Source organism: Streptomyces sp. NPDC048182 (assembly GCF_043202555.1).
Classification (GTDB): domain Bacteria; phylum Actinomycetota; class Actinomycetes; order Streptomycetales; family Streptomycetaceae; genus Streptomyces.
Map to the genome: position 1 here is coordinate 265,168 of NZ_JBIDAQ010000005.1, position 26,029 is coordinate 291,196.

At 74.7% G+C, this 26,029-nt stretch carries 25 protein-coding genes and 1 pseudogene; 8 read left to right on the forward strand and 18 right to left on the reverse strand.

The window, feature by feature from the left end:
• From ACGFZL_RS12560 to ACGFZL_RS12600, 9 genes are all read right to left on the reverse strand, one after another.
• Positions 1-945, reverse strand: a complete 945-nt coding sequence (locus ACGFZL_RS12560) for an SAM-dependent methyltransferase (protein ID WP_393690946.1) — start codon at positions 943-945, stop codon at positions 1-3.
• The gene (locus ACGFZL_RS12565) at positions 918-1,601 is read right to left on the reverse strand and encodes a cysteine hydrolase family protein (RefSeq protein ID WP_393690948.1); all 684 of its coding nucleotides are present in this window, start codon (positions 1,599-1,601) and stop codon (positions 918-920) included. The genes ACGFZL_RS12560 and ACGFZL_RS12565 overlap by 28 nt, the downstream gene beginning before the upstream one ends.
• On the reverse strand, positions 1,598-2,734 hold the full coding sequence (locus tag ACGFZL_RS12570; RefSeq protein WP_393690950.1) for an isocitrate/isopropylmalate family dehydrogenase: 1,137 nt from the start codon (positions 2,732-2,734) through the stop codon (positions 1,598-1,600). Before ACGFZL_RS12570 ends, ACGFZL_RS12565 begins: the two co-directional genes overlap by 4 nt.
• Positions 2,731-3,267, reverse strand: a complete 537-nt coding sequence (locus ACGFZL_RS12575) for an EF-hand domain-containing protein (RefSeq protein ID WP_355170614.1) — start codon at positions 3,265-3,267, stop codon at positions 2,731-2,733. The genes ACGFZL_RS12570 and ACGFZL_RS12575 overlap by 4 nt, the downstream gene beginning before the upstream one ends.
• 267 nt (positions 3,268-3,534) lie before the next feature.
• A complete protein-coding gene (locus ACGFZL_RS12580) occupies positions 3,535-4,038 on the reverse strand; it encodes a DUF6099 family protein (RefSeq protein WP_393690952.1) in 504 nt (167 codons plus the stop codon).
• A 206-nt stretch (positions 4,039-4,244) separates the two neighbouring features.
• Positions 4,245-4,598 carry a nucleotide pyrophosphohydrolase gene (locus ACGFZL_RS12585; protein WP_393690954.1) on the reverse strand — a complete coding sequence of 118 codons (354 nt, stop codon included), beginning with the start codon at positions 4,596-4,598 and terminating at the stop codon, positions 4,245-4,247.
• Positions 4,595-5,767: an ATP-binding protein gene (locus ACGFZL_RS12590; RefSeq protein ID WP_393690956.1), complete on the reverse strand. Its 1,173-nt coding sequence runs from the start codon at positions 5,765-5,767 to the stop codon at positions 4,595-4,597. The genes ACGFZL_RS12585 and ACGFZL_RS12590 overlap by 4 nt, the downstream gene beginning before the upstream one ends.
• Before the next feature lie 123 nt (positions 5,768-5,890).
• Positions 5,891-6,283, reverse strand: a complete 393-nt coding sequence (locus tag ACGFZL_RS12595) for a cell division protein SepF (protein WP_355170606.1) — start codon at positions 6,281-6,283, stop codon at positions 5,891-5,893.
• 100 nt (positions 6,284-6,383) lie between these two features.
• Entirely contained in the window at positions 6,384-6,842 is a 459-nt protein-coding gene (locus ACGFZL_RS12600; RefSeq protein WP_355170604.1) for a hypothetical protein, read from the reverse strand.
• 236 nt (positions 6,843-7,078) lie between these two features.
• Here ACGFZL_RS12600 and ACGFZL_RS12605 point away from each other — a divergent pair, with 236 nt between their 5' ends.
• The 5 genes from ACGFZL_RS12605 to ACGFZL_RS12625 all read left to right on the forward strand — a co-directional run bounded on the left by ACGFZL_RS12605 (position 7,079) and on the right by ACGFZL_RS12625 (position 13,227).
• Complete coding sequence (locus tag ACGFZL_RS12605; RefSeq protein ID WP_393690959.1) at positions 7,079-8,410, forward strand: chloride channel protein; 1,332 nt, start codon at positions 7,079-7,081, stop codon at positions 8,408-8,410.
• A gap of 65 nt (positions 8,411-8,475) precedes the next feature.
• Complete coding sequence (locus ACGFZL_RS12610) at positions 8,476-8,970, forward strand: potassium channel family protein (protein WP_355171109.1); 495 nt, start codon at positions 8,476-8,478, stop codon at positions 8,968-8,970.
• 148 nt (positions 8,971-9,118) lie between these two features.
• Entirely contained in the window at positions 9,119-10,084 is a 966-nt protein-coding gene (locus ACGFZL_RS12615; protein ID WP_393690961.1) for a glycosyltransferase family 2 protein, read from the forward strand.
• Positions 10,085-10,087: 3 nt separating this feature from the next.
• A complete protein-coding gene (locus ACGFZL_RS12620; RefSeq protein ID WP_393690963.1) occupies positions 10,088-11,440 on the forward strand; it encodes a polysialyltransferase family glycosyltransferase in 1,353 nt (450 codons plus the stop codon).
• 224 nt (positions 11,441-11,664) lie between these two features.
• On the forward strand, positions 11,665-13,227 hold the full coding sequence (locus ACGFZL_RS12625) for an APC family permease (RefSeq protein WP_393690964.1): 1,563 nt from the start codon (positions 11,665-11,667) through the stop codon (positions 13,225-13,227).
• Between the two features lie 84 nt (positions 13,228-13,311).
• Here ACGFZL_RS12625 and ACGFZL_RS12630 read toward each other — a convergent pair whose 3' ends face one another.
• The 3 genes from ACGFZL_RS12630 to ACGFZL_RS12640 form a co-directional block, all read right to left on the reverse strand.
• Positions 13,312-14,115 (reverse strand): LysR substrate-binding domain-containing protein, encoded by an 804-nt coding sequence (locus ACGFZL_RS12630; protein ID WP_393690966.1) that lies wholly within the window; start codon positions 14,113-14,115, stop codon positions 13,312-13,314.
• On the reverse strand, positions 14,079-15,188 hold the full coding sequence (locus tag ACGFZL_RS12635) for an acyltransferase (RefSeq protein ID WP_393691231.1): 1,110 nt from the start codon (positions 15,186-15,188) through the stop codon (positions 14,079-14,081). Before ACGFZL_RS12635 ends, ACGFZL_RS12630 begins: the two co-directional genes overlap by 37 nt.
• Before the next feature lie 213 nt (positions 15,189-15,401).
• Positions 15,402-16,859, reverse strand: coding sequence for an MFS transporter (locus ACGFZL_RS12640; RefSeq protein ID WP_393690968.1), 1,458 nt, complete (start codon positions 16,857-16,859; stop codon positions 15,402-15,404).
• A 248-nt stretch (positions 16,860-17,107) separates the two neighbouring features.
• On the opposite strand from ACGFZL_RS12640, the gene ACGFZL_RS12645 reads away from it, so the two are divergent.
• A complete protein-coding gene (locus tag ACGFZL_RS12645) occupies positions 17,108-19,987 on the forward strand; it encodes an RICIN domain-containing protein (RefSeq protein ID WP_393690970.1) in 2,880 nt (959 codons plus the stop codon).
• On the opposite strand, the gene ACGFZL_RS12650 is transcribed toward ACGFZL_RS12645, so the two are convergent.
• Positions 19,984-20,235 (reverse strand): hypothetical protein, encoded by a 252-nt coding sequence (locus ACGFZL_RS12650; RefSeq protein WP_393690972.1) that lies wholly within the window; start codon positions 20,233-20,235, stop codon positions 19,984-19,986. The genes ACGFZL_RS12645 and ACGFZL_RS12650 overlap by 4 nt on opposite strands.
• A 331-nt stretch (positions 20,236-20,566) precedes the next feature.
• Positions 20,567-21,469 carry a LysR family transcriptional regulator gene (locus ACGFZL_RS12655; RefSeq protein WP_393690974.1) on the reverse strand — a complete coding sequence of 301 codons (903 nt, stop codon included), beginning with the start codon at positions 21,467-21,469 and terminating at the stop codon, positions 20,567-20,569.
• Between the two features lie 114 nt (positions 21,470-21,583).
• Here ACGFZL_RS12655 and ACGFZL_RS12660 point away from each other — a divergent pair, with 114 nt between their 5' ends.
• Together ACGFZL_RS12660 and ACGFZL_RS32065 are read left to right on the forward strand one after the other, a co-directional pair.
• Positions 21,584-21,949 carry a nuclear transport factor 2 family protein gene (locus tag ACGFZL_RS12660; protein ID WP_355171143.1) on the forward strand — a complete coding sequence of 122 codons (366 nt, stop codon included), beginning with the start codon at positions 21,584-21,586 and terminating at the stop codon, positions 21,947-21,949.
• Positions 21,950-22,296: 347 nt separating this feature from the next.
• Positions 22,297-22,449 (forward strand): annotated as a pseudogene (locus ACGFZL_RS32065) (ParB/RepB/Spo0J family partition protein); the annotation flags it as partial.
• A gap of 860 nt (positions 22,450-23,309) precedes the next feature.
• Here the strand turns inward: ACGFZL_RS32065 and ACGFZL_RS12670 are convergent.
• From ACGFZL_RS12670 to ACGFZL_RS12685, 4 genes are read right to left on the reverse strand one after another with little or no spacing between them, the layout of a single operon-like run.
• Complete coding sequence (locus ACGFZL_RS12670) at positions 23,310-24,779, reverse strand: DHA2 family efflux MFS transporter permease subunit (RefSeq protein WP_393690979.1); 1,470 nt, start codon at positions 24,777-24,779, stop codon at positions 23,310-23,312.
• Positions 24,776-25,222: a lipocalin-like domain-containing protein gene (locus tag ACGFZL_RS12675; RefSeq protein ID WP_393690981.1), complete on the reverse strand. Its 447-nt coding sequence runs from the start codon at positions 25,220-25,222 to the stop codon at positions 24,776-24,778. The genes ACGFZL_RS12670 and ACGFZL_RS12675 overlap by 4 nt, the downstream gene beginning before the upstream one ends.
• 21 nt (positions 25,223-25,243) lie before the next feature.
• Positions 25,244-25,747 carry a PhzA/PhzB family protein gene (locus ACGFZL_RS12680; protein WP_355171151.1) on the reverse strand — a complete coding sequence of 168 codons (504 nt, stop codon included), beginning with the start codon at positions 25,745-25,747 and terminating at the stop codon, positions 25,244-25,246.
• Between the two features lie 38 nt (positions 25,748-25,785).
• Positions 25,786-26,019, reverse strand: a complete 234-nt coding sequence (locus ACGFZL_RS12685; RefSeq protein ID WP_355171153.1) for an acyl carrier protein — start codon at positions 26,017-26,019, stop codon at positions 25,786-25,788.
• Positions 26,020-26,029: the final 10 nt, after the last annotated feature.

Sequence of the window (26,029 nt, forward strand, 5' to 3'; positions counted from 1 at the left end):
TCAGCCACCCTGGTGGGCGGGGACATCCGGGGCTCCGGCCTTGGTGGCGAAGACCCAGCGGTTGGCCGCCAGGACGTCGTCCGGCTGGGGGCGGGGGCCCCGGCCGTGCAGGTCGGTGAAGGTGTAGGGGGTGTGCTCGGTCACCGTCCAGCCCAGGGTGGCGAGTTCGGCGGCGGAGTCGGGGCGGGGGTCGGGGTCGAAGAGGGCGAGCAGGTCGATGCCGAGGCGGCGGCGGGCCTCGGTGTAGACCGGGCCGGCGCGGGTGCGGTGGGATTCGGTGAGGTACTTGATCTCGTAGGCGAGGGTGCTGCCCGGGGCGCTCAGGCGGTGGACGGCGGCGACGAGGGCGCGCTCGGCCGGTGCCGGGAGATAGAGCAGCAGGCCCTCGGCCAGCCAGGCGGTGGGGGCGGCCGGGTCGAAGCCGGTGGCGGTGGCGGTGGCGCACAGGGCCTCGGCCCAGTCGCCGCGCAGATCGGCGGCGAGGGGGCGGCGGTCGGCCTTGGGGGTGGCGCGGGTGCGGTCGAGCACGGACTGTTTGAAGCGCAGTACCTCCGCGGTGTCGATCTCGTGGACGGTGCAGCCCGGGGGCCAGTCGAGGCGGTGGGCCCGGGTGTCCAGGCCCGCGCCGAGCAGCACCACCTGGCGCAGGCCGGCGGCGGTGCCGCGCAGCAGGTGGTCGTCGAGGACCCGGGTGCGCAGCCCGAAGTAGCGGCCGAGGTGGCCCCAGAGCGGGTCGGCGTCCCCGTCGGGCACCTGGTCGGGGTGGACCGGCCAGCCGGCCGCGGCCGGGGCCGCGCGGACGAAGTGCTCGGCGAACGGGTCCCGGGCGAGGGCGTCGGGGCGGTGCGTCTCGACGGCCCGGGCGGCGGCGACCAGGAGGGCGGTGCGGCCGACGCCGGCGGCGACGCCGGGGCCGGTCAGGGGCGGGCCGTCGGTGACGGGCACGGCTCCTCCTGGCGAGCGGGGGCGGGGGCGGGAGCGGAATGGGGGTCGTGGTCGTGGTCGTGGTCGGGGGGCGGGGTCCAGGCCGCGGGGTCGTCGGCGGTCAGGGTCCGGGCGCCGTAGCAGGTGCGCATGAAGCGCAGCACCGTCTCGTAGGGCAGGTGCAGGGCGGTGGTGCAGTCGGTCAGGACGGTGACGTGCCAGCCCTTCTGGAAGGCCGTGCGGGCGGTGGTGTCCACGCACACGTCGGCGTAGAGGCCGGCGAGGACCAGGTGTCCGGCTCCCCGGGCCCTCAGATGGGCCTCGAAGCCGTCGGCGAGGAAGGCGTCGAAGCGGGCCCGCTTGGTGAAGACGGCGTCCCCGGGGCCCGGCTGGGGGCCGCGGAAGCGGGCGCCCCAGGAGCCCTCCAGGCACTTGGGGCGCTTGCCCTGCGCCCGGTCCCGGCGCCGCCAGCTCGCCCCCTGGTGCCCGGGATCGCCGACGAAGCGCACGAAGACCACCTCCACGCCGTGCCGCCGGGCCTGGGCCACCGCCCGGACGCCGCCGGCGACGACCGCCTCCAGGACGGCGGGGTCGCCGCCGAAGCGGGCCTGGGCGACGGGGCCGGCGCAGAAGTCGTTCTGGAGGTCCACCACCGCCAGCACCGTGCCCGCCGTCATGGTCCGCCGACCAGGGTGGTGCCGCGAGGGCCGGACTGCCGGGCGGCGGGCGGTCGGGCGGCGGGCGGTCGGGCGGCGGGCGGCTCCGCGACATCCGGCAGGGCGTCCAGCAGGGCGTCGGTCACCGCCGTGGTGGAGTGCCGGCCGCCGAGGTCCGGGGTGCGCACGCCCCGCTCCGCCAGCACGGCGAGGGCCGCCTCGACCGCGCCGACGGCACCGGCGCACCCGGCGTGCCGCTCGGCGATCCGGGCCGCCGCGCGGATCGTCGCCACCGGGTTGACCAGGTCCGCGCCGGCGAGGTCGTCGGCCGAGCCGTGCACGGTCTGATACTCGACGAGTCCGGCCGCCGCCGGGTCCAGGCAGACGTTCTCCGTGCAGCGGTTCTCCTGCCGGTCGGAGCCGAGGCGGTCGAGCAGGACGACGTGCATGATGTCCGCCCACTCGTTCCCCGCGATGAGCAGGGTGCGGTCCGGCAGGCCGTGGGTGATCAGGTCGCGGTTGACCGTGTCCGGCTGGAAGACCTCGATCCGGACGCCGAGGCGGTCCGCGAGGGCGCTCACCCAGGTGTCGAACGCGCCGTCCAGCAGGTGGAACTTGTACGCCATCACGATGCGGCCGATCCGCCCGTCGGGCCACTCCCGGCGGGCCCGCTCCAGCGCGTAGGCGACGACGGCCTCGGTGATGTCGCGGCGGAAGGTGAGGGTGCGGGTGACCTCGCCGGGGGTGTGCCGGTTCTCCCCGGTGTAGAAGCCCTGGGCCTGGTCGCGGACGAGGAGCAGTTCTTCCGGCCGGTTCGCGGCACTGAGGAGGTCGACCTTCACGGCGCGCAGGCGGCGGCGCACGAGGTAGAGGGACTGGGCGTTGATCGCGGTGCGGAAGACGGCCGGGGTGCCGGCGGCGGCCAGGGTGCGGCAGAAGTCCTCGTAGTGCTCGGCGTCCTCGGCGGTCAGCCGCCGGACGCGGTCCACGTCGCGCTCGGCGCGCAGCGAGACGTACGAGTGGTAGAGCCGCTCGGAGCGCACGATCCGCACGGGGGGCGAGGCGGCGGGGGTGAGCGCGGTGAGCACCCGCTCGAAGACGGCGGCCAGTTCGGGCCCGGTACCCCGGCCCACCGCGAGGCCGACGGCGGTCACCGGGCGGGTCCCGCGGTCAGCCGGTCGCCGGGGATGCCGGCCTTCTCCGGCTGGTAGTACTCCCGAATGCCGTCGGCCCAGGTGGCCACCGGGACGCGGTCGCCGTCGAGCGGGACGAAGGCGTCGAACAGCGCCTCGATGTTGGGGCGTTCGAAGCCGATGGCGGTCATCAGGGCGACGAAGTCGGGGCGGGTGACGAAGCCGTCGCCGTCCGGGTCGCCGAGTGCGGCGAGGGCCTCGGCGAACTCGTCCACGGTGTCGTCGAACCGCCTCGGGTTGAGCACGATGGCGGTGAACTCCTCGGGGCTGATCCGTCCGTCGCGGTTGGCGTCCAGCTCGGTGGCCAGCGTCTCCCAGTACCGGCGGAAGGCGGTGAGCAGCCGGTCCTTGGCGGCGTCGCCGGCGGCCGGTGCGGCGGCCACGACGCGGCGGCCCATCAGGTCGAAGTCGGCGGGCTCGATGTAGCCGTTCCGGTCGGCGTCGAAGAGGGAGAAGACGAGCTGGACGCGGTCGGCGGCCTCGGCGGTGGGCATGCGACGCACCTCTGCTTTCCGGGTGGGGACGAGGGGGGATGCTCGCCGGGCCCGTGCTGCGCTGCTCCGGCGGCTCCTCCACTATCCGGCCCGTGCGGTCGTCCTGGCACGCGAAAGGGACCAGGTGCACACGATGGGAGGGAATATGCCGGGCGGCGCATGACACGCCGGGACGCTGGAAAGCGGGCTGCTCCGCGAGGTGCGCGGGTGCGGTGCCGCCTGTCGGCCGGGACGGCCCACGCCGGTCGGCGGGAGCGCCGCCCGCGCTCAGCCCGCCTCGCGCAGGACCGGCTCCCGTTCCGGCCAAGGCGCCGTGCGCTCCGGCTCCACGTCCCGGTCGGCCAGTTTGCGCAGCATCTCCAGGACCCGGTCGCGCGACTCGTCCGCCGCGTCGATGGCCTCCACGCAGCTCCAGTACGTGGTCTCGTCGTCGGCGGAGCTGGCGACGGCGACGAGGGCGATGCCTATCTCACCGAGCAGGCCGGCGAGGCGGAGCAACGCCTGCCGGGCGTCGCCCAGTTCGGTGAGCTGGGCGGCGCGCAGCTCGCCCGGGGCCAGCTCGGGCGTGTGCAGCACCCCGCAGCCGCGGCCGGCCAGCTCGGTCAACCCCAGTGCCTCGCCGCGCAGTTCCGGCGGGCCGTAGACCGCCAGCCGGCTGCCGATGGCCTGCGCGAGGGCCTGGGCCTGCCACACCTCGGCCAGGATGTCGGCCTCCTCGCCGCCCGCCGCGAGGGCACGTCCGCTCGTCACGATGAGCCGCACCGCGTCCATGCGCTGCCCCCGTCTGCCCGACGCGCTCGCGCGCGTTCGCCCGAACTTCACTGTTCACTACCCAGAGTGAGGGCAGGTGGGGCGAAAAGCCAGAGGAAGACGGAAATTCTCGGACAACGAATCGGTTGCGGAAGGTTGAACAACTACACAGAGCGATAACGGAGTTGGACATTCCCGCCGCCCGGCCCAGACGCCCCCTGGGCCCCCTAGGGTGCGGTGGGGCGCGGGAACCGGTGCTCGTTGCGGTCGATCTTCGCCGCCAGGGCGGCCAGCGCGTCGACGCCGAGGGCCTCGCAGAGCTGGAGCAGGTAGGCCAGCACGTCGGCGACCTCGTCGCGGACGCGGTGCGCGGTGTCCGGGTCGGCCATCACGCGGGCCGACTCCTCGGGTGTCAGCCACTGGAAGATCTCGGCGAGTTCGGCGGCCTCCACGCCGAGCGCGCTGACCAGGTTCTTCGGGGTGTGGTACGGCTGCCAGTTCCGGGCGGCGGCGAACTCGGCGAGGCGGCGCTGGAGGGCCGGCAGGTCGGGGGGCGCGGGGCGCGGGGTCGGCTCGGTCACGCGTCCAGGTGTACCACCGTCACGCCCTCGGCACCCGCCGCCCACGAGGCGTCGGCCACCGCCCCGACCAGGCGGATGTGCCCGCGCTCGCACATGCGCGCCGCGAGGCCGAGGAGTTCGGCGCGCTGGGCCGGGTCCAGGCCGTGGTCGAGGCCGTCGGCGAGGACGGTGAGGGTCTGCAGGGCGGCGGGCACCTCGCCGGCCGGGTCGACCTCCAGCACGCCCGGGCCGGTGAACAGCACCAGCGCGAGGGCGAGGTAGCGCAGCTCGCCGTGGCCGAGCCGGGCGAGGCCGGTGCGGACCCCGTCTCCGCGGTCGAGCAGGGCCCGCACCCCACCGCCGGCCACCGGCTCGGCCAGCACGTCGGCGACGGGGCCCGCGCAGCCGGCGCGTACCGCCGCGACGAACTGCGCGTGCCGCCGCCCGCACTCGGCCCGGGTGCGCCACAGCACCTCGGCGAGGTTGTCGCAGCCGCCGAGCAGCCGCCCGACGCCCGGCCGCGCCGGGGCCCCGCGCATCAGGCCGGGTGCCGGGTCGCAGGCGAAGACGGCGCGCAGGGCGACCACCATCTGCTCGGCGGCGGCCAGCACCCGCCGCTGCCCCGCGGTCCGGCCGGCCACCCGCAGCGGGAGGAGCGGGGTGCCGAGCCGGTCGTCGGGCAGCGGGGCGCGGGTCACGGCGGTCGGTCCGGCGGTGTGCCAGGCGGCCTGCACGGTGCGCCGGCCGGGGTCCCGGAGCGCGGTCTCCAGGAGCACCTGCCCGCCGGCCGTCAGCCGCTCCCCCACGACGCGCAGTTCGGGCTCGGCCTGCACGGCGACGTCGAGCCGTACCGGGCCCTCGGGTCCGTCGGCGGTGCAGCCGATCCGGAAGCCGCGGCGCCGCTGGGCGTCGGGGCGGGACCGTTCGGGCACGCAGGCGTCCGGGTCGGGGAACGCCTCGCCGAGCGCGGCCCCGCCGGCGAGGCGGGCCAGGGCCTCGTAGGCGCGCAGGGCGGTGGTCTTGCCGGACCCGCTGCGCCCGGCGAGCACGGTCAGCGGCCCGAGCGGCAGCGCGGCCCCCCGGTGACCGGCGAAGGCGGACAGCCGCAACTCGGTGAGGTGCGGTCGCTGGGCGGGGACGGGGGCGGGTACGGGGCCGGCGGACACCGGGGGTCCGGGGGGCGCTGCCATGGGCGGGACGCTAGGGCGGCCCCGTCCCGGCGAACCGTTACGCCGAGGGGCGGTTCCCCCGTACGGGGGACGGGAGGCTGGGCCGGACGTGGGACGGCCGGTCCCGGCCTCCGGGTGGTTGGGTCAGACGCCCGGCACCCCCGCCGCGTCCTCCATCAGCCCCTGCACCTCCGTACCGGACGGCGTGAGGAGGAAGACGTTCCGGTCGACCCGGTGCATGCCGCTGGCCAGGCCGAAGACCACGCCGGTGCTGAAGTCCAGGACGCGCTTGGCGACCTCGCCCTCGGCGCCGGTCAGGTCCAGGAGGACCGGGGTGCCCGACATCAGCGTCTCGGCGACCTCCCGGGCGTCGCCGAAGACGCTGACGCGCAGCACGACGAAGCGGCGGCGCGCCTGGGTCTCCGCCTCGGTGAAGGCGCGGTGACCGACCGCCGAGGGCCAGGCGTCGCGTCCGCGCAGCGGTACCACCTGGGCGAGCCCTGCCCACTGTTCATCGGTGACGTCGTGGCTGCTCACCGGCTCCCCCGATTTCCTCGCCTTGTTGCCTGCACCCGTCAATTCTTACGCCACGTCACCCGTTCGGCCCAACACCGACACGGTCGGGCGACGCGCGCGGTCAGACGGTGGCGCGGTCCTCGCTGCTGGCCAGCGCCCAGATGATGAACACGTCGATGGCCATGGTGATGACCGCCCAGACCGGCGCGTAGGGCAGGAACAGGAACTGCGCGACCAGGCTCACCGCGGCCATGAAGATGCCCGCGTAGCGCGCCCAGGAGAGGCCGGCGAGCAGCCCGAAGCCGACGGCCAGGACCAGGGCGCCGATGACGACGTGGATGACCCCCCAGCCGGTGAGGTTCAGTTCGTAGACGTACGTGCCGACGCGGGCGTACACGTCGTCGCCGGCGATGGCCGCGACGCCTTCGAGCACGGCGATGGCGCCGTTCAGCACCATCAGGACGCCCGCGAAGACGACGCCGCCGGTCACCCAGCCGCCGCCGGGGCGGTCGGTGAGCGGCTGGGACGGCGTACCGGGGGTGCCGGGCGTACCGGGTGAGGGTGCGGCGTGCTGGCTCATGGGCGGAGTCCCTTCTGCGTGCCCCCGTACGAGTCTGCGTGCCCCCGTACGAGCCTGCGGCGGCCCGCGCGGCCCGGCCACGCGGGTCCGCCGAACGGGTGAAAACGGGTGAACGGGAACGCGCACGGTCCGCGGCCGTGCCCGCGCGTGCGCATGCGGCCCCGCACCGCCTCGGGTTGACTGAACGGCACCCGCGACCTCCCCGGGCGGGTGAGCGACGTGAGGAGGCCGGGCCCGTGACCACTCCCCCGGCCCACGCGCCGGCCGCCCCGGCGGCGGAGCAGTCCCTGCGGCGCACCCTGATGGGCCCCGGCTACCGCCGGCTGCTCCTGCTCTGCGTCCTGCTCGGCGTGCCCATCGCGCTGGCCTGCTTCTTCTTCGTCGGCCTCCAGCACCAGTTGCAGCACTGGGTGTGGACCTCGCTGCCCGAGGCCGTGGGCTACGACGCCCCGCCCTGGTGGTGGCCGCTGCCGGCGCTGCTGCTCGCCGGGCTGCTCCTCGCGCCGATCGTGACGCGGATGCCGGGCGGCGGCGGCCACCTGCCGGTGAACGGCCTGGGCGGCGCCCCCGTCGGCACCCGGGCGCTGCCCGGCGCCGTCCTGGCCGCCCTCGCCACGCTCCCGCTCGGCGTGGTCCTCGGCCCCGAGGCCCCGCTGATGGCCGTCGGCAGCGGCCTCGCGCTGCTGGCGGTGCGGTGGGCGCCCGAGCGGGAGAGCGAGAAGGCCGCCGGCATCCTCGCCGCCGCCGGCTCCACCGCCGCCATCTCGACCATCCTCGGCGGCCCCGTCGTGGCGTCCGTGCTGCTCATCGAGGGCGCCGGGCTCGCCGGGGCCCGCCTCGTCGCCCTGCTGCTGCCCTGCCTGCTGGCCAGCGCCACCGGCGCCCTGGTGTTCACCGGGTTCGGGCACTGGACCGGCCTGGAGATCGGCGCCCTCGCGCTGCACGACGTGCCGCCGGGGGCGAACCCCGACGCCGGGGACTTCCTGTGGGGCGTGCCCACGGCCGCCCTGATCGCGGTGGTGATCTCCCTCGGCCGGGGCCTGGGCCGGCACACGGTGACCTGGACGCGGCGGCGCACCGCCCCGCGCACCGTCGCCTGCGCCGTGGCCGTCGGCTGCTGCCTGGCCGCGTACGCGCTGATCACCGGCCGCTCCCCGGCGGAGGCCGCGCTGTCCGGGCAGGCCACGCTCGGCGTGCTCGCCGCCGACCCGCACGCCTGGCCGGTCGGCGCACTGGTCGCGCTCGTCGCCTGCAAGGGCCTGGCCTGGGGCATCGCGCTCGGCGGGCTGCGCGGCGGCCCGATCTTCCCGGCCGTGCTGCTCGGCACCGCGACCGCCGTGGCCCTGTCCGGGCTGCCCGGCTTCGGCGTCACCCCCGCCCTCGCCCTCGGCGTCTCCGCCGGCGCGGCGGCGGTGACCGGGCTGCCGCTGTCCAGCGCGGTCCTCGCGGTGCTGCTGACCGGCGGCGACGCGTACGACCAGATGCCGCTGATCGTGACGGCGTCCGTGGTGGCCTTCGTCGTCGCCCAGCTGGTGCGCCGGACGCCGCCGTCGGAGGCCGGGGCGTGAGGCGGGGGCCGGTCGCGTGGGTCGGCTCGCGCCCGCTGCTGACCCAGGTGATCGCGGCGCTGGCCATGATCGCGGCGTATTTCCTGCTCCCCCTGGACCGTCTCGGCCCGACCCGCCCGGTGCTGAGCTGGGTGCTGTTCTCGGCGCTGCTCCTCGTGGTCGCCGGGCTGCTGGTGCGGCAGATCCGGCACGTCCTCCTGGACCGCCCGGACACCCGGCCCGGCGTGCTCATCCCCCTGCTGATCATCCTCACCGTGCACGTCTTCTCGGTCTCCTACTACGCCCTCGCCAAGTCGCCGGGCGAGTTCACCGGGCTGCACACCCGCTTCGACGCGCTGTACTTCACGGTGGCGACGCTGGCCACCGTCAGCTACGGCGACGTCGCGCCGCACGGCCAGGCGGCCCGTACCGTCACGGTCCTGCAGATCCTCTACAGCTTCGTGTTCCTCACCGCCGCCGCGACCGCGCTGACCCGCCGGGTACGCGACACGGTGGTCCGGCGCACGGACCGCGGCCGGCGCGGTCAGGGTCCGTCGGACTCGTCGGACCCGTCGGACTGAGCGGATCCGCAGGGCGCACACGAAGAGTTCACGTGCGCCGCGAATGGAGTTCACCCGGGCGAGTCCCGGGTGTCACCGGCGCTGCGAAAAGCCTGGTTAGCCTGGGGCGATCCGCGTTCTCCGTATGTGTCGAAGGTGAGAGGCCCGCGTGCCGAAACTGTCCGTCGTCGTCCCCATGCACAATGTGGAAGCCTTTGCCGAGAGCACTTTGCGAAGTCTCGCCAGAAATGCGGATCCCGACTTCGAATTCCTGCTCGTCGACGACTGCTCGACGGATTCCACCCCGGCGGCGATGGACCGCTGGGCGGACCGGCTCCCCGGGGCCACGGTGATCCGGCACGAGCGGAACATGGGCATCGCCCAGGCGCGCAACAGCGGCATCGACGCGGCGAGCGGCGACTACGTCACCTTCCTCGACGGCGACGACTGGTACGGCCCGGGCCACCTGGCCGAGTCGGTCCGGCTCATCGACGAACTGGGCTGCGACTTCGCCCGCACCGACCACGTGCAGGTCACCGGCGTGCAGCGGGTGGTGCGCCGGCCGTCGGCCCCGGCGCGCAATACCGTGCTGGACCCGCGGGACGGGATAGCGCCGCCGCACATGGAGACAATGGTCGACTATCCCTTCGTCTGGGCCGGAATCTATCGCCGGCACCTCTTCGACGACGGCGGAATGCGTTTCGCCACCGAACTGCGCACGGCCGAGGACCGGCTGTGGATATGGCGGCTCCATCTGAAGGCGAAGAGCTACGCCTCGCTGGGACTGCACGGGGTGTTCTACCGACGCGGCGTGGCGACCTCGCTCACCCAGATCAAGGACAACCGGCAGCTGGACTTCATCCCCGCCTACGACGCCCTCCTGAAGGACGTGGGCGACGACCCGGAGGCCGAGCGCTTCCTGCCCAAGGCGGTGCGCACCTACTGCGCCATGATCGCCTTCCACGTCGGAAAGGCCGACACGTACGAGCCGTCGGCGGCCCGGCTGCTGCGGAGCGAGGCGCGGTCCGCGCTCCTCCGCATGCCCCAGCAGGTGCTCGACGAGACGCTCTCCACCATCGACCGGTCCCGCAGCAGGCTGCTCAGCCGCCTGCGCGACGGGCGGAAGGCTGCCTGACCCATGCCGCACAAGACCCAGATCCTCCAGGTCTCCACGCTCTACGGGGCGGCCACCCTCGCCGCGGCGCTCGACGCGGGCCTCTTCGGACCCCGTGCGGGGGTGCGGCGCGTGCTGCTGGTCTCCAACAACGCGGCGATCCCGGAGACCGCGCTGCGCCTGGACGAGATGCACGGCTACGAGGCCATCGCGGCCCGCTTCGACTCGGTGATCAGCTGGAACGACACCATCGCCCCGCACCACCCCAGCGTCTGGGGCCCGCGCGGCAACGACACCATTATGTGGCAGAAGGCGTTCCGCCTCGCCTGGGACATCGACCCGCGCGACGAGGTCGAACTCGCCGTGGAGTCGATCCAGGTCAGCCCGGGCCGCGCGCTGGCCGCGATCTTCACCGAGAGCGCCGTCCACGTGTACGCCGACGGCCTGATGAGCTACGGCCCGACCCGGGAGAAGCTGCCGCTGACCATCGCGCGCCGCATCCGCCGGCTGCTCCACCTCGACCTGGTCCCCGGCCTGCGTCCGCTGCTGCTCTCCGAGTACGGCGTCGAGCCGGAGGTCGTCCCGGACGAGGCGTTCCGCGCGGTCCTGGACGAGATCGCCCGGGACGCGGCGGACGACCCGCGCCTCGCGCCCGTCCTCGCCGAGGCGCCCACGGCGGTGCTGCTCGGGCAGTACCTCGCGGCGCTGAACATCCTCAGCCCGGCCGAGGAGGAGGAGCTGCACATCCGGATGCTGACCGGCGCGGCCCGCGCCGGGCACCGCTCCGTCGTCTTCAAGCCCCACCCGACGGCGCCCGCGAGCTACTCGGCGGCGCTCAGCAAGGCGGCGGCCGAGGCGGGCGTGCGGCTCACCGTGCTTGACGCGCCGCTGCTCGCCGAGACGCTGTACCGGCACTGCCGGCCGACGCTGGTCGTCGGCTGCTTCTCCACCGCCATGGTGACCGCGTCCGCCTACTACGACATCCCCGTGGCCCGGGTCGGCACCGGCCTGGTCCTCGGCCGGCTCACCCCGTACCAGAACAGCAACCGGGTGCCGCTGGTCGTCATCGACCACCTGGTGCCCGACCTGGAGCGCGGCGAGGCCCCGGCGCCGGTCGGCGCGGCGCCCGAGTCGCTGCCGCCGCTGCTGCGCGCGGTGGGCTTCTGCATGCAGCCGAAGACCTACGCCGAGCTGCGCGAGCCGGCCGCCGAGTGGCTGCGCGCGCACTTGGCCGGCGCGCCCGGCTCGTACTTCCCGGAGCTGCGCCTGGCCGAGCTGGGCCTGCCCGGCAGCGGCCCGCAGGCGCGGGCGCAGCTCCAGGTGCGGCGCGCGAAGCGGGTGGTGCGCCGGGCGGTGCGGCGGGGCGCGCGGAAATAGGGGGTCCGGCCGACAGCCTGCCCAGCGGCCGACAGCCTGCCTAGTGGCGGGGCGATAAACGGACGAGGTGACCACTGGAACCGTTCACTCCCGACAGGCACAATCCGTGACCACACACCGTTCACGAGAGCCGTCGAACCGGGACACACCCGGACGAGACGGCAGCCAGAAGGAGTGAGACCCCGCCCACGGGGCCCGATCCGCAGCACGTTTGGTGGCCTTACATGCACAACCCCGCTCCCCCGTCCGCCGGCTCGCCCTCGTCCTCACCGGGCGGCGCCTTCCGCGCGGCGCCCCGGCAGGTCAGGCTGCTCCCGCTGATCGCGCTGATCTTCTTCAGCGTCTCGGGCGGCGCGTACGGCATCGAGGGGCTGTTCTCGTCGTCCGGGCCCGGCATGGGGCTGCTGCTGATCGTCCTGACCCCGCTGATCTACGGACTGCCGCACTCCCTCGTCGTGGCCGAGCTGGGCACGGCGATCCCCGTGGAGGGCGGCTTCTACCACTGGGTCAAGCGGGGCCTGGGCGACTTCTGGGGCTTCCAGTCGGCGATGCTGACCTGGCTCTGCTCCTTCGTGGACATGGCGCTGTTCCCGCTGCTCTTCGCCAACTACCTGCAGAGCGTGGTGAAGGCGGTCGCGCCGGGGCGGCACGTCCTGCTGAGCCTGGGCGGGCTCGACATCGACCTGCACTGGGGAGTCTGCGTCGGTGTCATCGTCTTCTTCACGCTGCTCAACATGATGGGCGCGGGCTGGGTCGGCGACTCGTCGCTGGTCTTCGGCGTGCTGTGCCTCACCCCCATGCTGGCACTCACGGGGGTGGGCGTGTGGCGGCTGCTCTCCGACCCGTCCAACCCGGTCTCCTCGCTCACTCTCGGGGACGGCCAGTCGACGTCGAGCGCGTTCGGCGCGGGCCTGTTCATCGTCATGTGGAACTACTGCGGCTGGGACCAGGTCTCGACGGTCGCCGGCGAGATGGCGAACCCGCGGCGGGACCTGCCGAAGGCCCTGTTCTCCGCGATGGGCCTGATCGTCGCCGGGTACCTGATCCCCTGCCTGGCGGCGCTCGCCGTCGGCCCGCACGGCCCGGCGGGCTGGCTGAACTGGGAAGACGGTTCGTTCGCGGAGGTCGGCCGGGTCCTGGGCGGTCCGTGGCTGCAGACCGCGGTGACCATCGGCGGCATGTTCAGCGCGGTGGCGATGTTCTCCGCGCTGCTGGCGTCCAACAGCCGGCTGCCGCTGGTGCTGTCCCGGGACGGGTACCTGCCGTCCTGGCTGACGAAGGAGTCCAGGCGCTTCCGGGCGCCGGTCGTCTCGATCATCGGCTCCTCGGCGATCTACGCGGTCTTCTGCCTCTCCTCCTTCGGCGACCTGGTGATCGTCGACGTCTTCCTCACCAACGCGGTCATCCTCCTCGAGGTCGCCGCGCTGATCGCGCTGCGGGTGCGGGAGCCGGGGCTGCCGCGGCCCTACCGGGTGCCGGGCGGCCGTCCCGCCCTGGCCGCGATTGTCCTGAGCCTCGCCTCGGTGTGCGGGTTCGCCGCGTGGGCGCAGTACCAGGACGCCGGCTCCAGGTCCGTGGTGTACGGCCTGGCCACGGTCGGCTTCAGCTGCCTGCTGTACGTGCCGCTGCGGTGGTGGCGCCGGTCGAAGGTGCGCCGGGGCACGGTCGCCGACCTCACGGCGGGCAGCTCCGCGTACGGGGAGTGGCTCGCCCGGGCCGCGGACCGCGGGGCCTGTGACGCTCAGACGCCGGCCGCGCTCCCGGCGCGGGAGCCGGCGGGGCTCTGAGCTGGGTACCGTGCGGGACGCCTGCCTCGTCGGGGCTCCCGGCGCCGGAGGCGACCGCCGTGACGGCTTCGGCGAAGGCCCGGGTCAGGGGCGTCGGGTCGGCGGTGCGCCAGACCAGGGCCCAGGGCACGGGCGGGGCGTCCTCGACCGGTACGAAGGCCAGGCCTGGCCAGGGGTAGAAGCGGGCGGCCTCGGCCGCGACGCCGACCACTCCCCGGCCGGCGGCGACGATGGCCGGCGACTCGTGCCAGGTGGTCGGTACCGGGCCGCGCGGGACGGGGCGGCCCGTGGGCGTGTGGAAGGGCTGGAAGGACGCTTCGAGTGCTCGCCGAGGTCCTCCAGGCGGATCGCGTCGCGCTCCGCGTACGGGTGGGCGGCGGCCGTCATCAGGTGCACCGGTGAGATGTGGGTGACCGGCCCGACTGTCAGGTCGGGCTCGCGGACGGGCTGCCAGAGCAGCGCGACGTCGACCGTCTTCGCGCGCAGCGGGTCGAGCGGCGAGGCCGGCTGGATCTCGCGGAACTCGACCTGGGTGTTCGGGTTGCGGTCGCGGAACAGCCGGACGGCGTCGTCCATCATCCACCGGTGCGGCCCCATGAGCCCGAGCACCAGGGTGCCCCGGTTGCCGGACGCGGCCCGGGCGGTGGTCTCGATGCCGTCCCTGATCTGCCGGTATCCGGCGCCGAGTTCGCGCCGGAGCTGTTCGCCGAGGGCGGTGAGCCGGACCCGGCGGGTGGTCCGGTCGAACAGCGGCGCGCCGACCCGCCGTTCGGTCCGCCGGATCGACTGGCTGACCCGGGCCGGGGTTCTCCGTGCTCCGCGCCGAGCGGCCCGGCACCGTGTCCTGCGGTTCAGCCGAGCCAGCGGGCCAGCCGTAGCCGGGTCCACAGCAGGGCGGCGGTGAAGGACAGCGCCACCGTGGCCGCCCACAGCGCGGTGAGCCGGGCCGGCGCGCCCAGCCAGCCCGCCTGCGCGGACACCAGGTGCGGGGCGAGGGCCTCCAGGAGCATCAGGTGCACCAGGTAGGCGCCGAAGGAGACGCCGGCCAGGCGGCCGAGGAGCGGGCGGATCCGCTCGGGCACCCGCAGGTGGGCGATGGCGACCAGCAGGGCGCCCGCGAGCAGCGCGACGAGGAGCGAGGCGTACGGGCTGGGGAAGTGCACCCGGTGCTCGTACCAGACCACCCCCGCCCACGCGGCCACGGCGCAGCCGAACCAGGCCGAGCGGCGCGCGGAGCCTGCGGTGGCCGAGCGGGGCAGGGCGAGCAGGACGGCGCCGGCGACGGCGTACGCGATCTGGTAGACGCCGAACTGCCAGGCGAAGCGCGGGGCGTGGAAGTCGAGGAGGCGGGCGGCGTCGCCCAGCAGGGTCGGGGCGAGCGCCAGGCCGAGCAGGGCGGCGCCCACCCCCCAGGGCCGCCGGCCCGCCCGGAGCAGCACGGCTGCGGACAGCACGAGGATCACCGGGACGTAGGCGTACAGGTACCAGAGGTGGAAGGCGGGCCGCACCGAGCCGAACAGCGCGTCCCGGGCGAGCTGCCGGACCGGGTCCTCGTCGGTGTCGCGGGCCCGCGCCCACAGCAGGTAGGCGGCCGTCCACACGGCCATCGGCACGAGGATGCGGGCCAGCCGCTTGCGCACCTGCGCTCCGTCGCGCGGGGGCGCGCCGACGAGCACCACCCAGCCGGCGATGGCGAAGAACAGCGGCACGGCGCACCGGCTGAGCGCGTCCCCGCCGAGCGCCGTCCAGTAGACCGCCCGGCCCCCGGAGGGCGCCCGCCCCACCGCCGTCATGAACTGCCCGGCGGCGTGGCAGAGGATGACGCCGGCCGAGGCCAGCACCCGGATGAGGTCGATGTCGTACCGGTGGGCGCCCCTCGGCCGGGAGGCGTCGGGCGCGCCCGCGTCCGCGTCGGCGCGCGGGTACGGGGCGGCGGTGGCGGCGGTCGGCTCGGCGGCGATGGGTGGTCAACTCCCCGGTCGTACACGTGTCTCCGGCGCTGTCCGGGCCGGTCGTCGGCCGACGCTAGGCGAGGGCGGGAACGGGGAGGGCCGTAGCGGGTGAACGGAGGCGACGGGCGGATGGCCATTGGGTGAACCGGGCCCGGCCGCCGCCTCGGCGTGGACCGGCTTCCGCGCCCGACCCGCAGGGGTTGGGGGATCATCCGCCGGTGCTCACGCCTCGCTCTCCTCGCGGGTCCTGGGCAGGGCCTGGACGAGGAGGATCTGGGCGGCGGCGACCGCGGCCAGGAAGACGAGGCCGTGGGTGAAGGCGTGCGGGTAGGAGGAGGCGAGCGGGTCGGGGCCGAGGGCGTCGTAGAAGATGACGCCGATCAGCGCGACGCCGAGGGAGTTGCCGGTCTGGAGGGCGGTGGTCAGTATCCCGGAGGCGGAGCCGGCGTAGCGCGGGTCGACCCGGGCGAGGACGGTCGCGGCGAGCGGGGCGACCGCGAGGCCCATGCCGGCGCCGTCGACGACCAGGCCGGGGATCAGCCACAGCTCCGGGTCGCCGGTGCCGAGGCGGGCGGCGCAGACGCCGATGGCGACCAGGCCGGCCAGCATGAGCAGGGCGCCCACCGCGAGCACCTGGCGGCCGAGCCGGGCGGCGAAGCGGGTGGCGTTCAGGGAGGTGGCGAGGTAGCCGGCGCCGATGGCGGCGAACAGCAGGCCCGCCTCGAGGGCGCTGAGTCCGCGGCCGGCCTGGAGGTAGAGGGCGAGGACGAGGAAGAAGGACGCCTGGCCCATCCAGAAGACGAGCTGGCAGCACAGGCCCACGACGAAGGCGCGGTCACCGAACACGCCCATGTCCACCAGCGGCGAGCCGCCCCGCGCGGCCACCGCCCGCTCCAGGCGCACGAACACGGCGAGCAGCACCGCGCAGGCGGCCAGGGAGGCCCAGGTCCAGGCCGGCCAGCCGTGCTGCCGGCCCTCGATCAGCGGCAGCACCAGGGCGACCAGGGCGAGGGTGGCGACGGCGGCCCCGGGGAGGTCGAGGGCGGGCCGGCCGGCCGCCCGCACCTCGGGGACGGTCCTCAGGGTCAGCGCGATGACGAGGAGGCCGAGCGGCAGGTTGACCAGGAAGCAGGAGCGCCAGCCCCAGCCGGCGACGTCGGCCGCGATGAGCAGTCCGCCGACGAGTTGTCCGAGGACGGCGGCGAGCCCCATGGCCAGGCCGTAGCCGGCGAACACCCTCGCGCGGGCGGCGCCGGTGAAGACGGTGCCGAGCAGGGCGAGCACCTGCGGGGCCAGCAGGGCGGCGGCCACTCCTTGCAGGACGCGGGCGAGGACCAGGAACCCGCCGGTCTGCGCGACGCCGCAGAGCAGCGAGGCGAGCGTGAACAGGGCCATGCCGAGCAGGAACATCCGGCGGCGCCCGTAGAGGTCGCCGAGCCGGCCGCCGGTGATCAGGGCGGCGCCGTAGGCGAGGCCGAAGCCGGCGACGACCCACTCGACGGCGGCGGCGCTCGCGTGCAGGTCCGTCTGGAGGGAGGGCATGGCGACGTTGACGATGAAGAAGTCCAGCGTGGTGACGAAGACGCCGGCCAGCATGGTGGGCAGCAGCAGCCGGTGCGGCCCGGAGGGGGCGGCGGCCCCGGCGGCGGACGGCGCGGCCCGCCCGGTCTCGGTGGTCATCGTGGGTACTCCCGGTCGGTCGGGGCAGCGGGCGGCCACCGGACGCCCCCCGAGGGACGCGTCCGTGGTGGGCCGGGGATGCGAGCAGCCTCCCGCCGGGGGGCCGGAAGGGTCAATTACCCGCCAGGTAAGCGGTGTTGGCCCGACGCTGCCGGAAGGGTTGACGCGTGCGGGTTCCCCTGGATCAATGAGCGATTACAACGTTGTGCAAGACGTGTCTGTCCCCCCTCGACTGCTGGGAGCAGTTCATGGACCGTCGCACTTTCCTCCGCTCCGGAGCCGCCCTGGCCGGCGGGCTCGCCCTCGCCGGGCGGGCCGTCACCGACAGTTGGGCCGCCGGCTCGGGCGGCCCCCGCATCACGCTGGTCGGCGACGCGTCGGGGGGCGGTCTCTACCACCCCAACCCGGCCGGACTGACCCGCACACCGCTGCTGAAGCTGCCGTCGGGCAGCGTCCGGGCGGGCGGCTGGCTGGCGCAGCAACTGGCGCTGGAGACCGGCGGGATCGCCGGCCGGTACGACGAGGTGTCGCACTTCCTCCAGCGCGACACCACCGGCTGGATCCGCCCCTCCGAGGTGGGCTGGGAGGAACTGCCCTACTGGCTGCGGGGCCTGGCCTCCCTCGCGGGCACCACCGGGGACGCCGGGCTGCGGGCGAAGGTCGCCTCCTGGGTGGACGGCATCCTCGCCACCGGCCAGGGCGACGGCTTCTTCGGGCCGACGCGGCTGCGCACCTCGCTCGGCGGCGGCCCGGACTTCTGGCCGTACATGCCGCTGCTCCAGGCGCTGTGCACGTACCAGGAGTACAGCGGGGACGCGCGGATCGTGCCGTTCCTGACCAAGTTCCTCGGCTACCAGAACACCTTCGGGGCGTCGGTCTTCAACCAGAGCTGGGGCGCCACGCGCTGGGCGACCAACCTGTCCACCGTGCACTGGCTGTTCGCCCGCACCGGCGACGCCATGCTGCTGCGGCTGGCCGACAAGATCCACCAGTACAGCGCGGACTACACCGACAACCTGCCGGTGATGCACAACGTCAGCCTCGCGCAGGGCTTCACCGAGCCCGCCTACGCGGCGCTGCGCGGCGACGCCTCGCTGACGGACGCGGCGTACCGGACCTACGCCACCATCCAGGGCACCTACGGGCAGTTCCCGGGCGGCGGGTTCGCCGGGGACGAGAACATCAGGCCCGGGTACGGGGATCCGCGCCAGGGCTTCGAGACCTGCGGGATCGTCGAGTACATGCAGTCCTTCGAGTCGCTGGCGCGGATGACCGGCGACGCCTCCTGGGCGGACGGCACGGAGAACCTGGCCTTCAACTCCCTGCCGGCGTCGATGGAGCCGAACCACACGACCCTGCACTACGCGACCAGCGCCAACCAGGTGCAGCTCGACCGGTACGACAAGACCAAGGGCCAGTTCCAGAACACCTTCGGCATGCAGGCGTACCTGCTCGGCGTGGACAACTACCGCTGCTGCCCGCACAACTACGGCCAGGGCTGGGCCTACTTCACCGAGAACGCCTGGCTGGCCACGGCCGACAACGGCCTGGCGGCGGTGTTGTACGCGCCGGTCACGGTGACCGCGAAGGCGGGCGCGAACGGCACCACCGTGAAGATCACGCAGACGACGGAGTACCCCTTCAAGGACACCGTCTCCCTCGCGCTCTCCCTCACCGGCACCGCCGCCTTCCCCCTCTACCTGCGCGTCCCCTCCTGGTGCGACAGCCCGTCGGTGAAGGTCAACGGCGCGGCGGTGGCGGCCACCGGGGGCGCCGGCTGGGTGGCTGTGAACCGGACCTGGGCGAACGGCGACACGGTCTCCGCCACCTTCCCGATGAAGGTGGCCACGACGACCTGGACGAAGAACCACGACTCCCTCTCCGTCCGGCGCGGCCCGCTCACCTACGCCCTGCGGATCGGCCAGAACTTCCTGCGCACCGGCGACGCGTCCTCCCGCTGGACGGAGTACGAGGTGTTCCCGACCTCGGCGTGGAACTACGGCCTGCTGCCGGGGACGTTCACCCCGACCACCACCGGCGCCACCGGCAACCCCTTCACCCAGGCCGGCACCCCGGTGGCGCTCACCGCGAAGGCGAAGGCCATCCCGAACTGGCTGGCCGACGAGCAGGGCGTGGTGACCACGCTCCAGCCGAGCCCGGTCGCCTCCGCCGAGCCCACGACCGACGTCACACTGATCCCGATGGGCGCGGCGGCGCTGCGCATCAGCTCGTTCCCGGTCATCGGCTCGGGGGGCCGCGACTGGCAGCTCCCGGCGGTGCCCTCGGCCTCCTGGACGCACCCCGGCGACACGGTGGACGCGCTCAACAGCGGCTACGACCCGACCAGTTCCTACGACCAGTCGCACCCCCGCTTCACCTGGTGGGACCACCTCGGCACCAGTGAGTGGGTCCAGTACACCTGGACCTCACCGGTGACCGTCTCGGCGGCGTCGGTCTACTGGTACGACGACACCGGCCACGGCCAGTGCCGGACGCCGGCCGACTGGCGCCTGGAGTACCTCGACGGCACCGCCTGGCGCCCGGTCGCGGGCGCGGGGGCGTACGGGGTGGCGGCGGACGCCTGGAACCGGGTGTCCTTCACCCCGGTCACCACCACCGCCCTGCGGATCGTGGCGCAACTGCGGCCCGGCGTCTCCGGCGGCGTCCTGCAGTGGAACGTCACGGCCTCGCGCGCGATCGTCAAGGGCGGTACCTGGTACCGGATCCAGAACAAGAACAGCGGCAAGGTGCTCGGCGTGGACGGCATGTCGACAGCCGACAGCGCCAATGTGGTGCAGTTCGCGGACAACGGCACCCCGGACCACCTCTGGCAGCTCACCGACACCGGCAACAACCGCTGGACGGTCAAGAACCAGCACAGCGGTCTGCTCCTGGCCGTCAACAACGCCTCCCTCGCCAACAGCGCCCAGGTCCAGCAGTACCGCGACAACGGCACCCCGGACCACTACTGGCACCTGCTGGACAACCGCGACGGCTGGTTCCGCGTCCGGAACGCCAACAGCGGTCTCGTGCTCGGCGTGGACGGGATGTCGACGGCGGACAGTGCGCGGGTGGTGCAGTACGAGGACAACCGGACGGCGGACCACCTGTGGCGGTTCGTCTCCTAGAGCCCGGCGGAGACCCCGGCGGGCGCGAGGGTCGGGCGGCGGTGGGACCAGGGGCGGGCCGTCTCGTAGGCCGCCGCCACCCGCAGCACCGTGCCGTCGGCGAGGTGGCGTCCGACGAGCTGCAGGCCGACCGGGAGGCCGTCCGGGGTGCGGCCGGCCAGGACGCCTTCGGCACCGTCCAGGCCGCCGAGGTCTGGCGGGCGCGCGGCCCCTGGATCCGTCGCGCCCGCCCGGTCTTCGGCCCGCACGTCACCGCGCGGCCCGCGCGGTGGACCCGGCCGGCGAGGCCGCCGCCCGCAGCCGCGTCGGGGCCTGCGGCGCTGGCTCGACCGGCGGCTGGGGGGCGCGGTCCTCGCCCTCCCCGCCACACCGGGACCCGCGCCGGCGTACGGCGCGCCGGCCCCCTGCGTCCGCGCGGCGCTGCTCGGGCTGACCTGCCTGGCGGGTCTCGGCGACCTGCCCGCGGTGACGGTCCCCGGGGCGCGGGTCGCCGGGCTCCCGGTGGGCCTGTGCCTGGTGGGGGCGGCGGGCACGGACGAGGGGCTGCCGGCCGCGGGCGCGTTGACCTGACCCGCCTCCTCACCCGGCCACGGCCGGCTCCCCGGTGGAGGTGAACGCGGGCCGGGCGTGTGCGAGGAAGGCGGGTACGGCCGGGTTGCCGGTGTCCTTCCAGGCGAGGACGAGGAGGGCCGGGGCGGGGGCGTCCTCGATGGGCCGGTGCCGCAGGCGGGCGCCGTGCGGGGCGGCCATCGACTCGGTCAGCAGGGCGACGGCCAGGCCGCGTGCCGCGAGGTCGGCGACGGCGTTGCCCGCGCTCGCCTGGAGGGCGATCGTCGGGGTGAGCCCCTGCGCGGCGCAGGCGTCGTCGAAGGCCGCGCGCACCCCGGTGCCGGGCGGCATGCACACGATCGGGTGGCCGACCACGTCGCGCAGGGTGGGACGGGCGACGGCCGCCAGCGGGTGCCCGGGCGGGACGGCGGCGACCAGGCGTTCGCTGACGACGGTCAGGGTGCGCAGGTCCCCCGCGGCGGAGCCGGTCGTGCCGGCCAGGGCGAGGTCGAGGGTGCCCGCGCGCACGGCGTCGAGCAGGCGGTCGGAGCGGTCCTCCAGGAGGGAGATCGCGACGCCGGGATGCTCGTCGTGGAAGGCGGCCAGCGCGTCGAAGAGCGGCGTGACCGTGCAGCCGACGACCATGCCGACCATCAGCCGGCCCCGGACCAGGCCGGTCACCTCGTCCACCGCCTGTCCGACGCCCTCGGCGGCGGCCAGCACCGCGCGGGCCCGCCCGATGGCCGCCCGGCCCGCCACGGTGAGGGTCACCCGGCGGGTGGAGCGCTCGAAGAGGCCGGCGCCCAGCTCCCGTTCGAGCTGGCGGATCTGCGCGCTGACGCCGGACTGGCTGATGCCCACCCGGTCGGCGGCCCGGGTGAAGCTCTCCTCCTCGGCCACCGCGACGAAGTACTCCAACTGCCTCAGGTCCATAAGTACCAATTCTAGATGACAGAAGTCTCATCTGTTGGACTTCTGAGTCCCGGATGGCGACCATGGAGGCAGTGACGGACGGTCGTGACGGACGGACCACCCCGGGAGGAACCCGTGTCGGAGTACGAGAAGGCCATGCGCCCCGAGGACATCACCCGCCTCTTCGTCGAGCGGTCCAACGCCGGCGACGCGGAGGGGGTCGCCGCACTCTACGAAGAGGACGCGGTGCTGGCCTATCCGCCGGGCGAGCAGACGGTGGGCCGCGAGGCCATCCGCGCGCTGTGGGAGAAGGTGCTGTCCGGCGGGGTCGAGTTCGCCCCCGAGGAGCCACTGCCCACGCTGCTCAGCGGCGACCTCGCGCTCACCTCGACGCCGCCGAAGGACGGGGCCGGGGCCCGCGCGCAGGTGGTCAGGCGCCAGCCGGACGGCAGTTGGCTGCGCGTGCTCGACCAGCCGGAGTTCGCCCCTCCGACCGGCTGAGCGCACACATGGCGAGACCCCGGTCCCGTGGGACCGGGGTCTCGCCATGTGTGTGAAACATTACTCGGCGACTGCACAACGGCGTTTTGGGGCAACCGAGTTGAGGGGGACGCCGGCGACCGAGGTCACGCCACCCTCGCCATCCTCGTTCACGGCCTCACCGAGACTGGAGACGCGCGGTGCGCAACGACGACGCCTCGTCACACCCGGCCACGACCCCGACGACCACCGAGACCCCCGACACGCCGTTGACCGCCGAGACCCTCGTCGAGGTGGAGCACTTAGGGGACACCGGCACGCCCCGCAGCAGCGGGGAGGACGACGAGCACGTCAAGGCGCTCGCCGACGTGGAGGGCCGGCTGCCGCCGATCATCGTGCACCGCCCCACCATGCGGGTCATCGACGGCATGCACCGGCTGCGCGCCGCCAAGCTGCGCGGGGCGCGGCGCATCCGGGCCCGGTTCTTCGAGGGCGACGAGGCGGACGCGTTCGTCCTCGCGGTGCGCACCAACGTCTCGCACGGCCTGCCGCTCTCCCTGAGCGACCGCCGGGCCGCCGCCGCGCGCATCGTCGCGACCCACCCGCGCTGGTCCGACCGCCGGATAGCGGCGGCCACCGGCCTCGCCGCCCGCACGGTGGCCTCGCTGCGCCGGGAGGCCGGCCTCGCGGGGACCGCCGACGGCGCCCGGCGGATCGGCCAGGACGGCCGGGAGCGGCCGGTCAGCAGCGCCGAAGGGCGCCGCATCGCCGGGGAGTTGATCGCCGGCGACCCGGGGCTCTCGCTGCGCGCGGTGGCCCGGGAGGCCGGCATCTCACCGGAGACGGTGCGGGACGTGCGCAGCCGCGTCCGGCGCGGCGAGGACCCGGCGCCGCCCCGGGGGGCGGTGGGCCGGGCCGACGGTGCGGCCGAGCGGGCGGAGGCCGGGGCCGGCCGGGACGGGCACGCCGACCGCGCGGGCGGCGTCCGCCGCGTCCCCGTGGCGCCCCGGCGCGGCGCCCACCGCCGCGGCCTGCTGCGGCGGCTGCGCAACGACCCGGCACTGCGGCTGAGCGAACCCGGCCGGGTGCTGCTGCGGCTGCTCGACGCCCAGGCGATCGGTGAGGACGGCTGGCGGCGCATCGCGGCGAGCGTGCCGCCGCACAGCCGGGAGATGGTCGTCCAGGCCGCGCTCGGCTGCGCGCAGGTGTGGCAGGAGTTCGCCCGACGCCTGGATCCCGAGGCCGGGCCGGCGGAGCAGCCGAACGGCTGAGTCACGGACGGCGCCCGGGCGCGGTACCGCGAATGCGCCCGGACGCCGTCCGCCGCCGCTCGGCTCCCCCGCCGGCGCCCGCCGCTCACCTCTCCCCCGGCGCCCGCCGCTCAGGTCTCCCGCCGGCGGACCCGCACCGCCCCGCCCCGCATCGCCAGGCAGGCGAGCAGGCCGACGGCGAGCAGGCCCACCGGCAGCCACAGGGCGCCGGAGACGGCGTCGGCCACCGCGCCGGGGTCGGAGTCGTCCCCGGCGGCGAGTCCCCGCTGGAGCAGGACGCTGACCGCGGCGCTGCCGAAGACGCTGCCCACCTGGCGCGCGGTGTTGTAGACGCCGGACGCGGCGCCCATCACCGGCCCCGGGATCTCCCGGGTCGCCACGTTGGCCAGCGGTGAGAAGAGCGAGCCGGTGCCGACGCCGCACAGCGTGAGCGCGAGCACCCACGCCCACACCGGGGTGCCGGCCCGCGCGGTGAGGGCGAGGACGGCGATGCCGCCGCCGAAGGCGAGGAACCCGCCCATCGCCACCCGCGCGCCGCTCACCCGGTCCGACAGCCGGCCGGAGAACGGGCCGACGACGCCCGCCGCGACCGCCAGCGGCAGCGTGATCAGGCCGAACACGAACGGCGAGTAGCCGCGGGCCGTCTGGAGGTACAGCGTCAGCGGCAGGTACAGGCCGGTCAGCGCGAAGCCGACCGCGAGGCCGCCGACGCAGGCCGCCGAGAAGTCGCGGTGCCGGAACAGCGACAGCGGGATCAGCGGCTGCCGGAAGAAGTGCTGGCGCACCGCGAACGCCGCCAGCAGCAGCACGCCGAGCACGATGAGGTGGGTCACGGTGAACGGGCCCGCCACCGTGGACCAGTGGTAGTACTGGCCCTCCTGCACGGCGAAGACCAGCGCGAGCAGGCCGGCGCAGGAGAGCAGGGTGCCCAGCACGTCGAAGCGCTCCCGCTCGCCGCGCGGCGCGCCGCGCACCCCGCCGGGCACGAGGACCGCCGCCAGGAACAGGCCCCCCACGCCGATCGGCACGTTCACCCAGAAGATCCACTCCCAGCCGGCGGTGTCGACGAACAGACCGCCGAGCAGCGGGCCGATGGCGGTGGCGAAGCCGCCCACCGCGGCCCAGATGCCGAGGGCCGCGCCGCGCCGGTCGGGCGGGAAGAGCTGGGCGATGAACGCCATGGTCTGCGGCGCCATGGTGGCCGCCCCGACGCCCTGCAGGGCCCGCCCCGCGATGAGCAGCTCCGGGCCGGTGGCCAGGCCGCACAGCAGCGAGGCGACGGTGAAGAGCACCAGGCCGCCGACGTACATCGGCTTGCGGCCGAGGCGGTCGCCGAGCCGGCCGGAGAGCAGCAGCGGGACGGCGTAGGCCAGCAGGTAGACGCTGTTGACCCAGGTGACCTGGTTGAGGTCGATGTCGAGGTCGGACATGAGCGCCGGGACGGCCACGTTGACGATGGTGGTGTCCATCATCAGCAAGAAGAAGCCGACGCACAGGGCGGCGAGGGCGGCCCAGGGCCGCGCCCCGTCCGGCTGGGACGGACGGGGCGCGGCGGCCGCGGTCCGGGTCGGCGCGGTCACTGGGAACCTCCTTCTCCCGCCGGTCCGGCGGCGGCTGCCCGGTGCCACTCGAGGACCCGCAGCTGCGGGCGTCCGACGAGGGCGTGGCCGTAGAGCGTGAGGGTGTCGCCGTCCAGGCGCAGTTCGCGGGTCTGCACGGTGCCCAGCCACGCCGGGTCGGGGGCGAGCGTGATGTGGTGGTGCACCCGGTCGCCCTCGCGTCGCCACGCGCCGGCGTAGCTCATGTACGTGGCCGGCGGGCGGGTGCCCGGGGCGGCGGCGGGGGCGTCGCCGGTGCGCATCATCGTCACCGACAGATGGCCGAGCTCCGAGTAGACCAGCAGGCCCTCGGGATCGGGGCCCAGCGGTCCGGGCAGTCGTTCGCCCGCCTCGCCCACGTCGTGGAACGACGCCAGGCGCCATACGCCGGTCAGCTGCTGCGGCTTGTGTGTCGCGTGTGTCACCTGTGTCACGTGTGTCACCCCTCAGGTCGGGATGCCCTCGCGCTTGATCTGCGGCACCTCGATTCCCAGTGCCCGCAGTTGCTGGTACGGATTCATGAACTCCCGCTCCTGCTTGATCTTCCCGTCCTCCAGCTGGAAGAAGTGCAGGAAGTGGTTCTTGTACTGCCCCGGCGGATAGCCCGGGAAGAGGATCTGGCCCTCGCCGTCGCACTCGACCCAGAACCGGTTCGGGTCCTGCGTCTCGTACACCTCGATGTTCTTCCACTCCCAGTCCGGGAAGCACTGGAGCGACCACTCGCCGTGTGCCTTCAGCTTGTCGCGGCCCCGGGACACGATCGGCTCCTTGGTGTCGCCGGTCCACAGGCCGCCCTCGCCGTCCTCGGCGAAGAGCTGGTAGCGGGTCAGCCGGGACTCGCCCTTGCGGCTGAGGTAGTCCTCGACGATCGCCCGGTGGCGGCGCCGGAGTTCGGCGTCGGCCGCGGTGTCGTCGGCGAAGGTGCGGGGGGTCTGCGCGGTGTCGGTCATGGTGGTGCTGCCTCCTTCGGTGGGGTTCGGGGCGTCGCTCACGCGGCGACGAGGCGGACGATGTCGTCCACGGAGCGGGCGGTGTTGAAGGTCCTGAGGTCGAGGGTGACGCCGAGGCGCTCCTCCAGCTGGACGAAGGCCCGCAGCGAACTGAGGCTGTCCCACTGGTGGGCGGCGAGCCGGGGCTGCTCGCGCAGCTCGCCCTCGCTGGTGTCGAGCACCTCGCTGAGGGTCTCCAGGACCTCGTCGCGTACGTCGGGGGTGTCGGGCATGGTCGGGTTC

Excerpts from the sequence above, each read along its gene's own strand:
- ACGFZL_RS12565 (WP_393690948.1), bottom strand. The coding sequence starts at position 1,601 with ATGACGGCGGGCACGGTGCTGGCGGTGGTGGACCTCCAGAACGACTTC.
- ACGFZL_RS12575 (WP_355170614.1), bottom strand. The coding sequence starts at position 3,267 with ATGCCCACCGCCGAGGCCGCCGACCGCGTCCAGCTCGTCTTCTCCCTC.
- ACGFZL_RS12580 (WP_393690952.1), bottom strand. The coding sequence starts at position 4,038 with ATGGACGCGGTGCGGCTCATCGTGACGAGCGGACGTGCCCTCGCGGCG.
- ACGFZL_RS12590 (WP_393690956.1), bottom strand. The coding sequence starts at position 5,767 with ATGGCAGCGCCCCCCGGACCCCCGGTGTCCGCCGGCCCCGTACCCGCC.
- ACGFZL_RS12600 (WP_355170604.1), bottom strand. The coding sequence starts at position 6,842 with ATGAGCCAGCACGCCGCACCCTCACCCGGTACGCCCGGCACCCCCGGT.
- ACGFZL_RS12610 (WP_355171109.1), top strand. The coding sequence starts at position 8,476 with ATGATCGCGGCGTATTTCCTGCTCCCCCTGGACCGTCTCGGCCCGACC.
- ACGFZL_RS12620 (WP_393690963.1), top strand. The coding sequence starts at position 10,088 with ATGCCGCACAAGACCCAGATCCTCCAGGTCTCCACGCTCTACGGGGCG.
- ACGFZL_RS12625 (WP_393690964.1), top strand. The coding sequence starts at position 11,665 with ATGCACAACCCCGCTCCCCCGTCCGCCGGCTCGCCCTCGTCCTCACCG.
- ACGFZL_RS12640 (WP_393690968.1), bottom strand. The coding sequence starts at position 16,859 with ATGACCACCGAGACCGGGCGGGCCGCGCCGTCCGCCGCCGGGGCCGCC.
- ACGFZL_RS12645 (WP_393690970.1), top strand. The coding sequence starts at position 17,108 with ATGGACCGTCGCACTTTCCTCCGCTCCGGAGCCGCCCTGGCCGGCGGG.
- ACGFZL_RS12655 (WP_393690974.1), bottom strand. The coding sequence starts at position 21,469 with ATGGACCTGAGGCAGTTGGAGTACTTCGTCGCGGTGGCCGAGGAGGAG.
- ACGFZL_RS12680 (WP_355171151.1), bottom strand. The coding sequence starts at position 25,747 with ATGACCGACACCGCGCAGACCCCCCGCACCTTCGCCGACGACACCGCG.
- ACGFZL_RS12685 (WP_355171153.1), bottom strand. The coding sequence starts at position 26,019 with ATGCCCGACACCCCCGACGTACGCGACGAGGTCCTGGAGACCCTCAGC.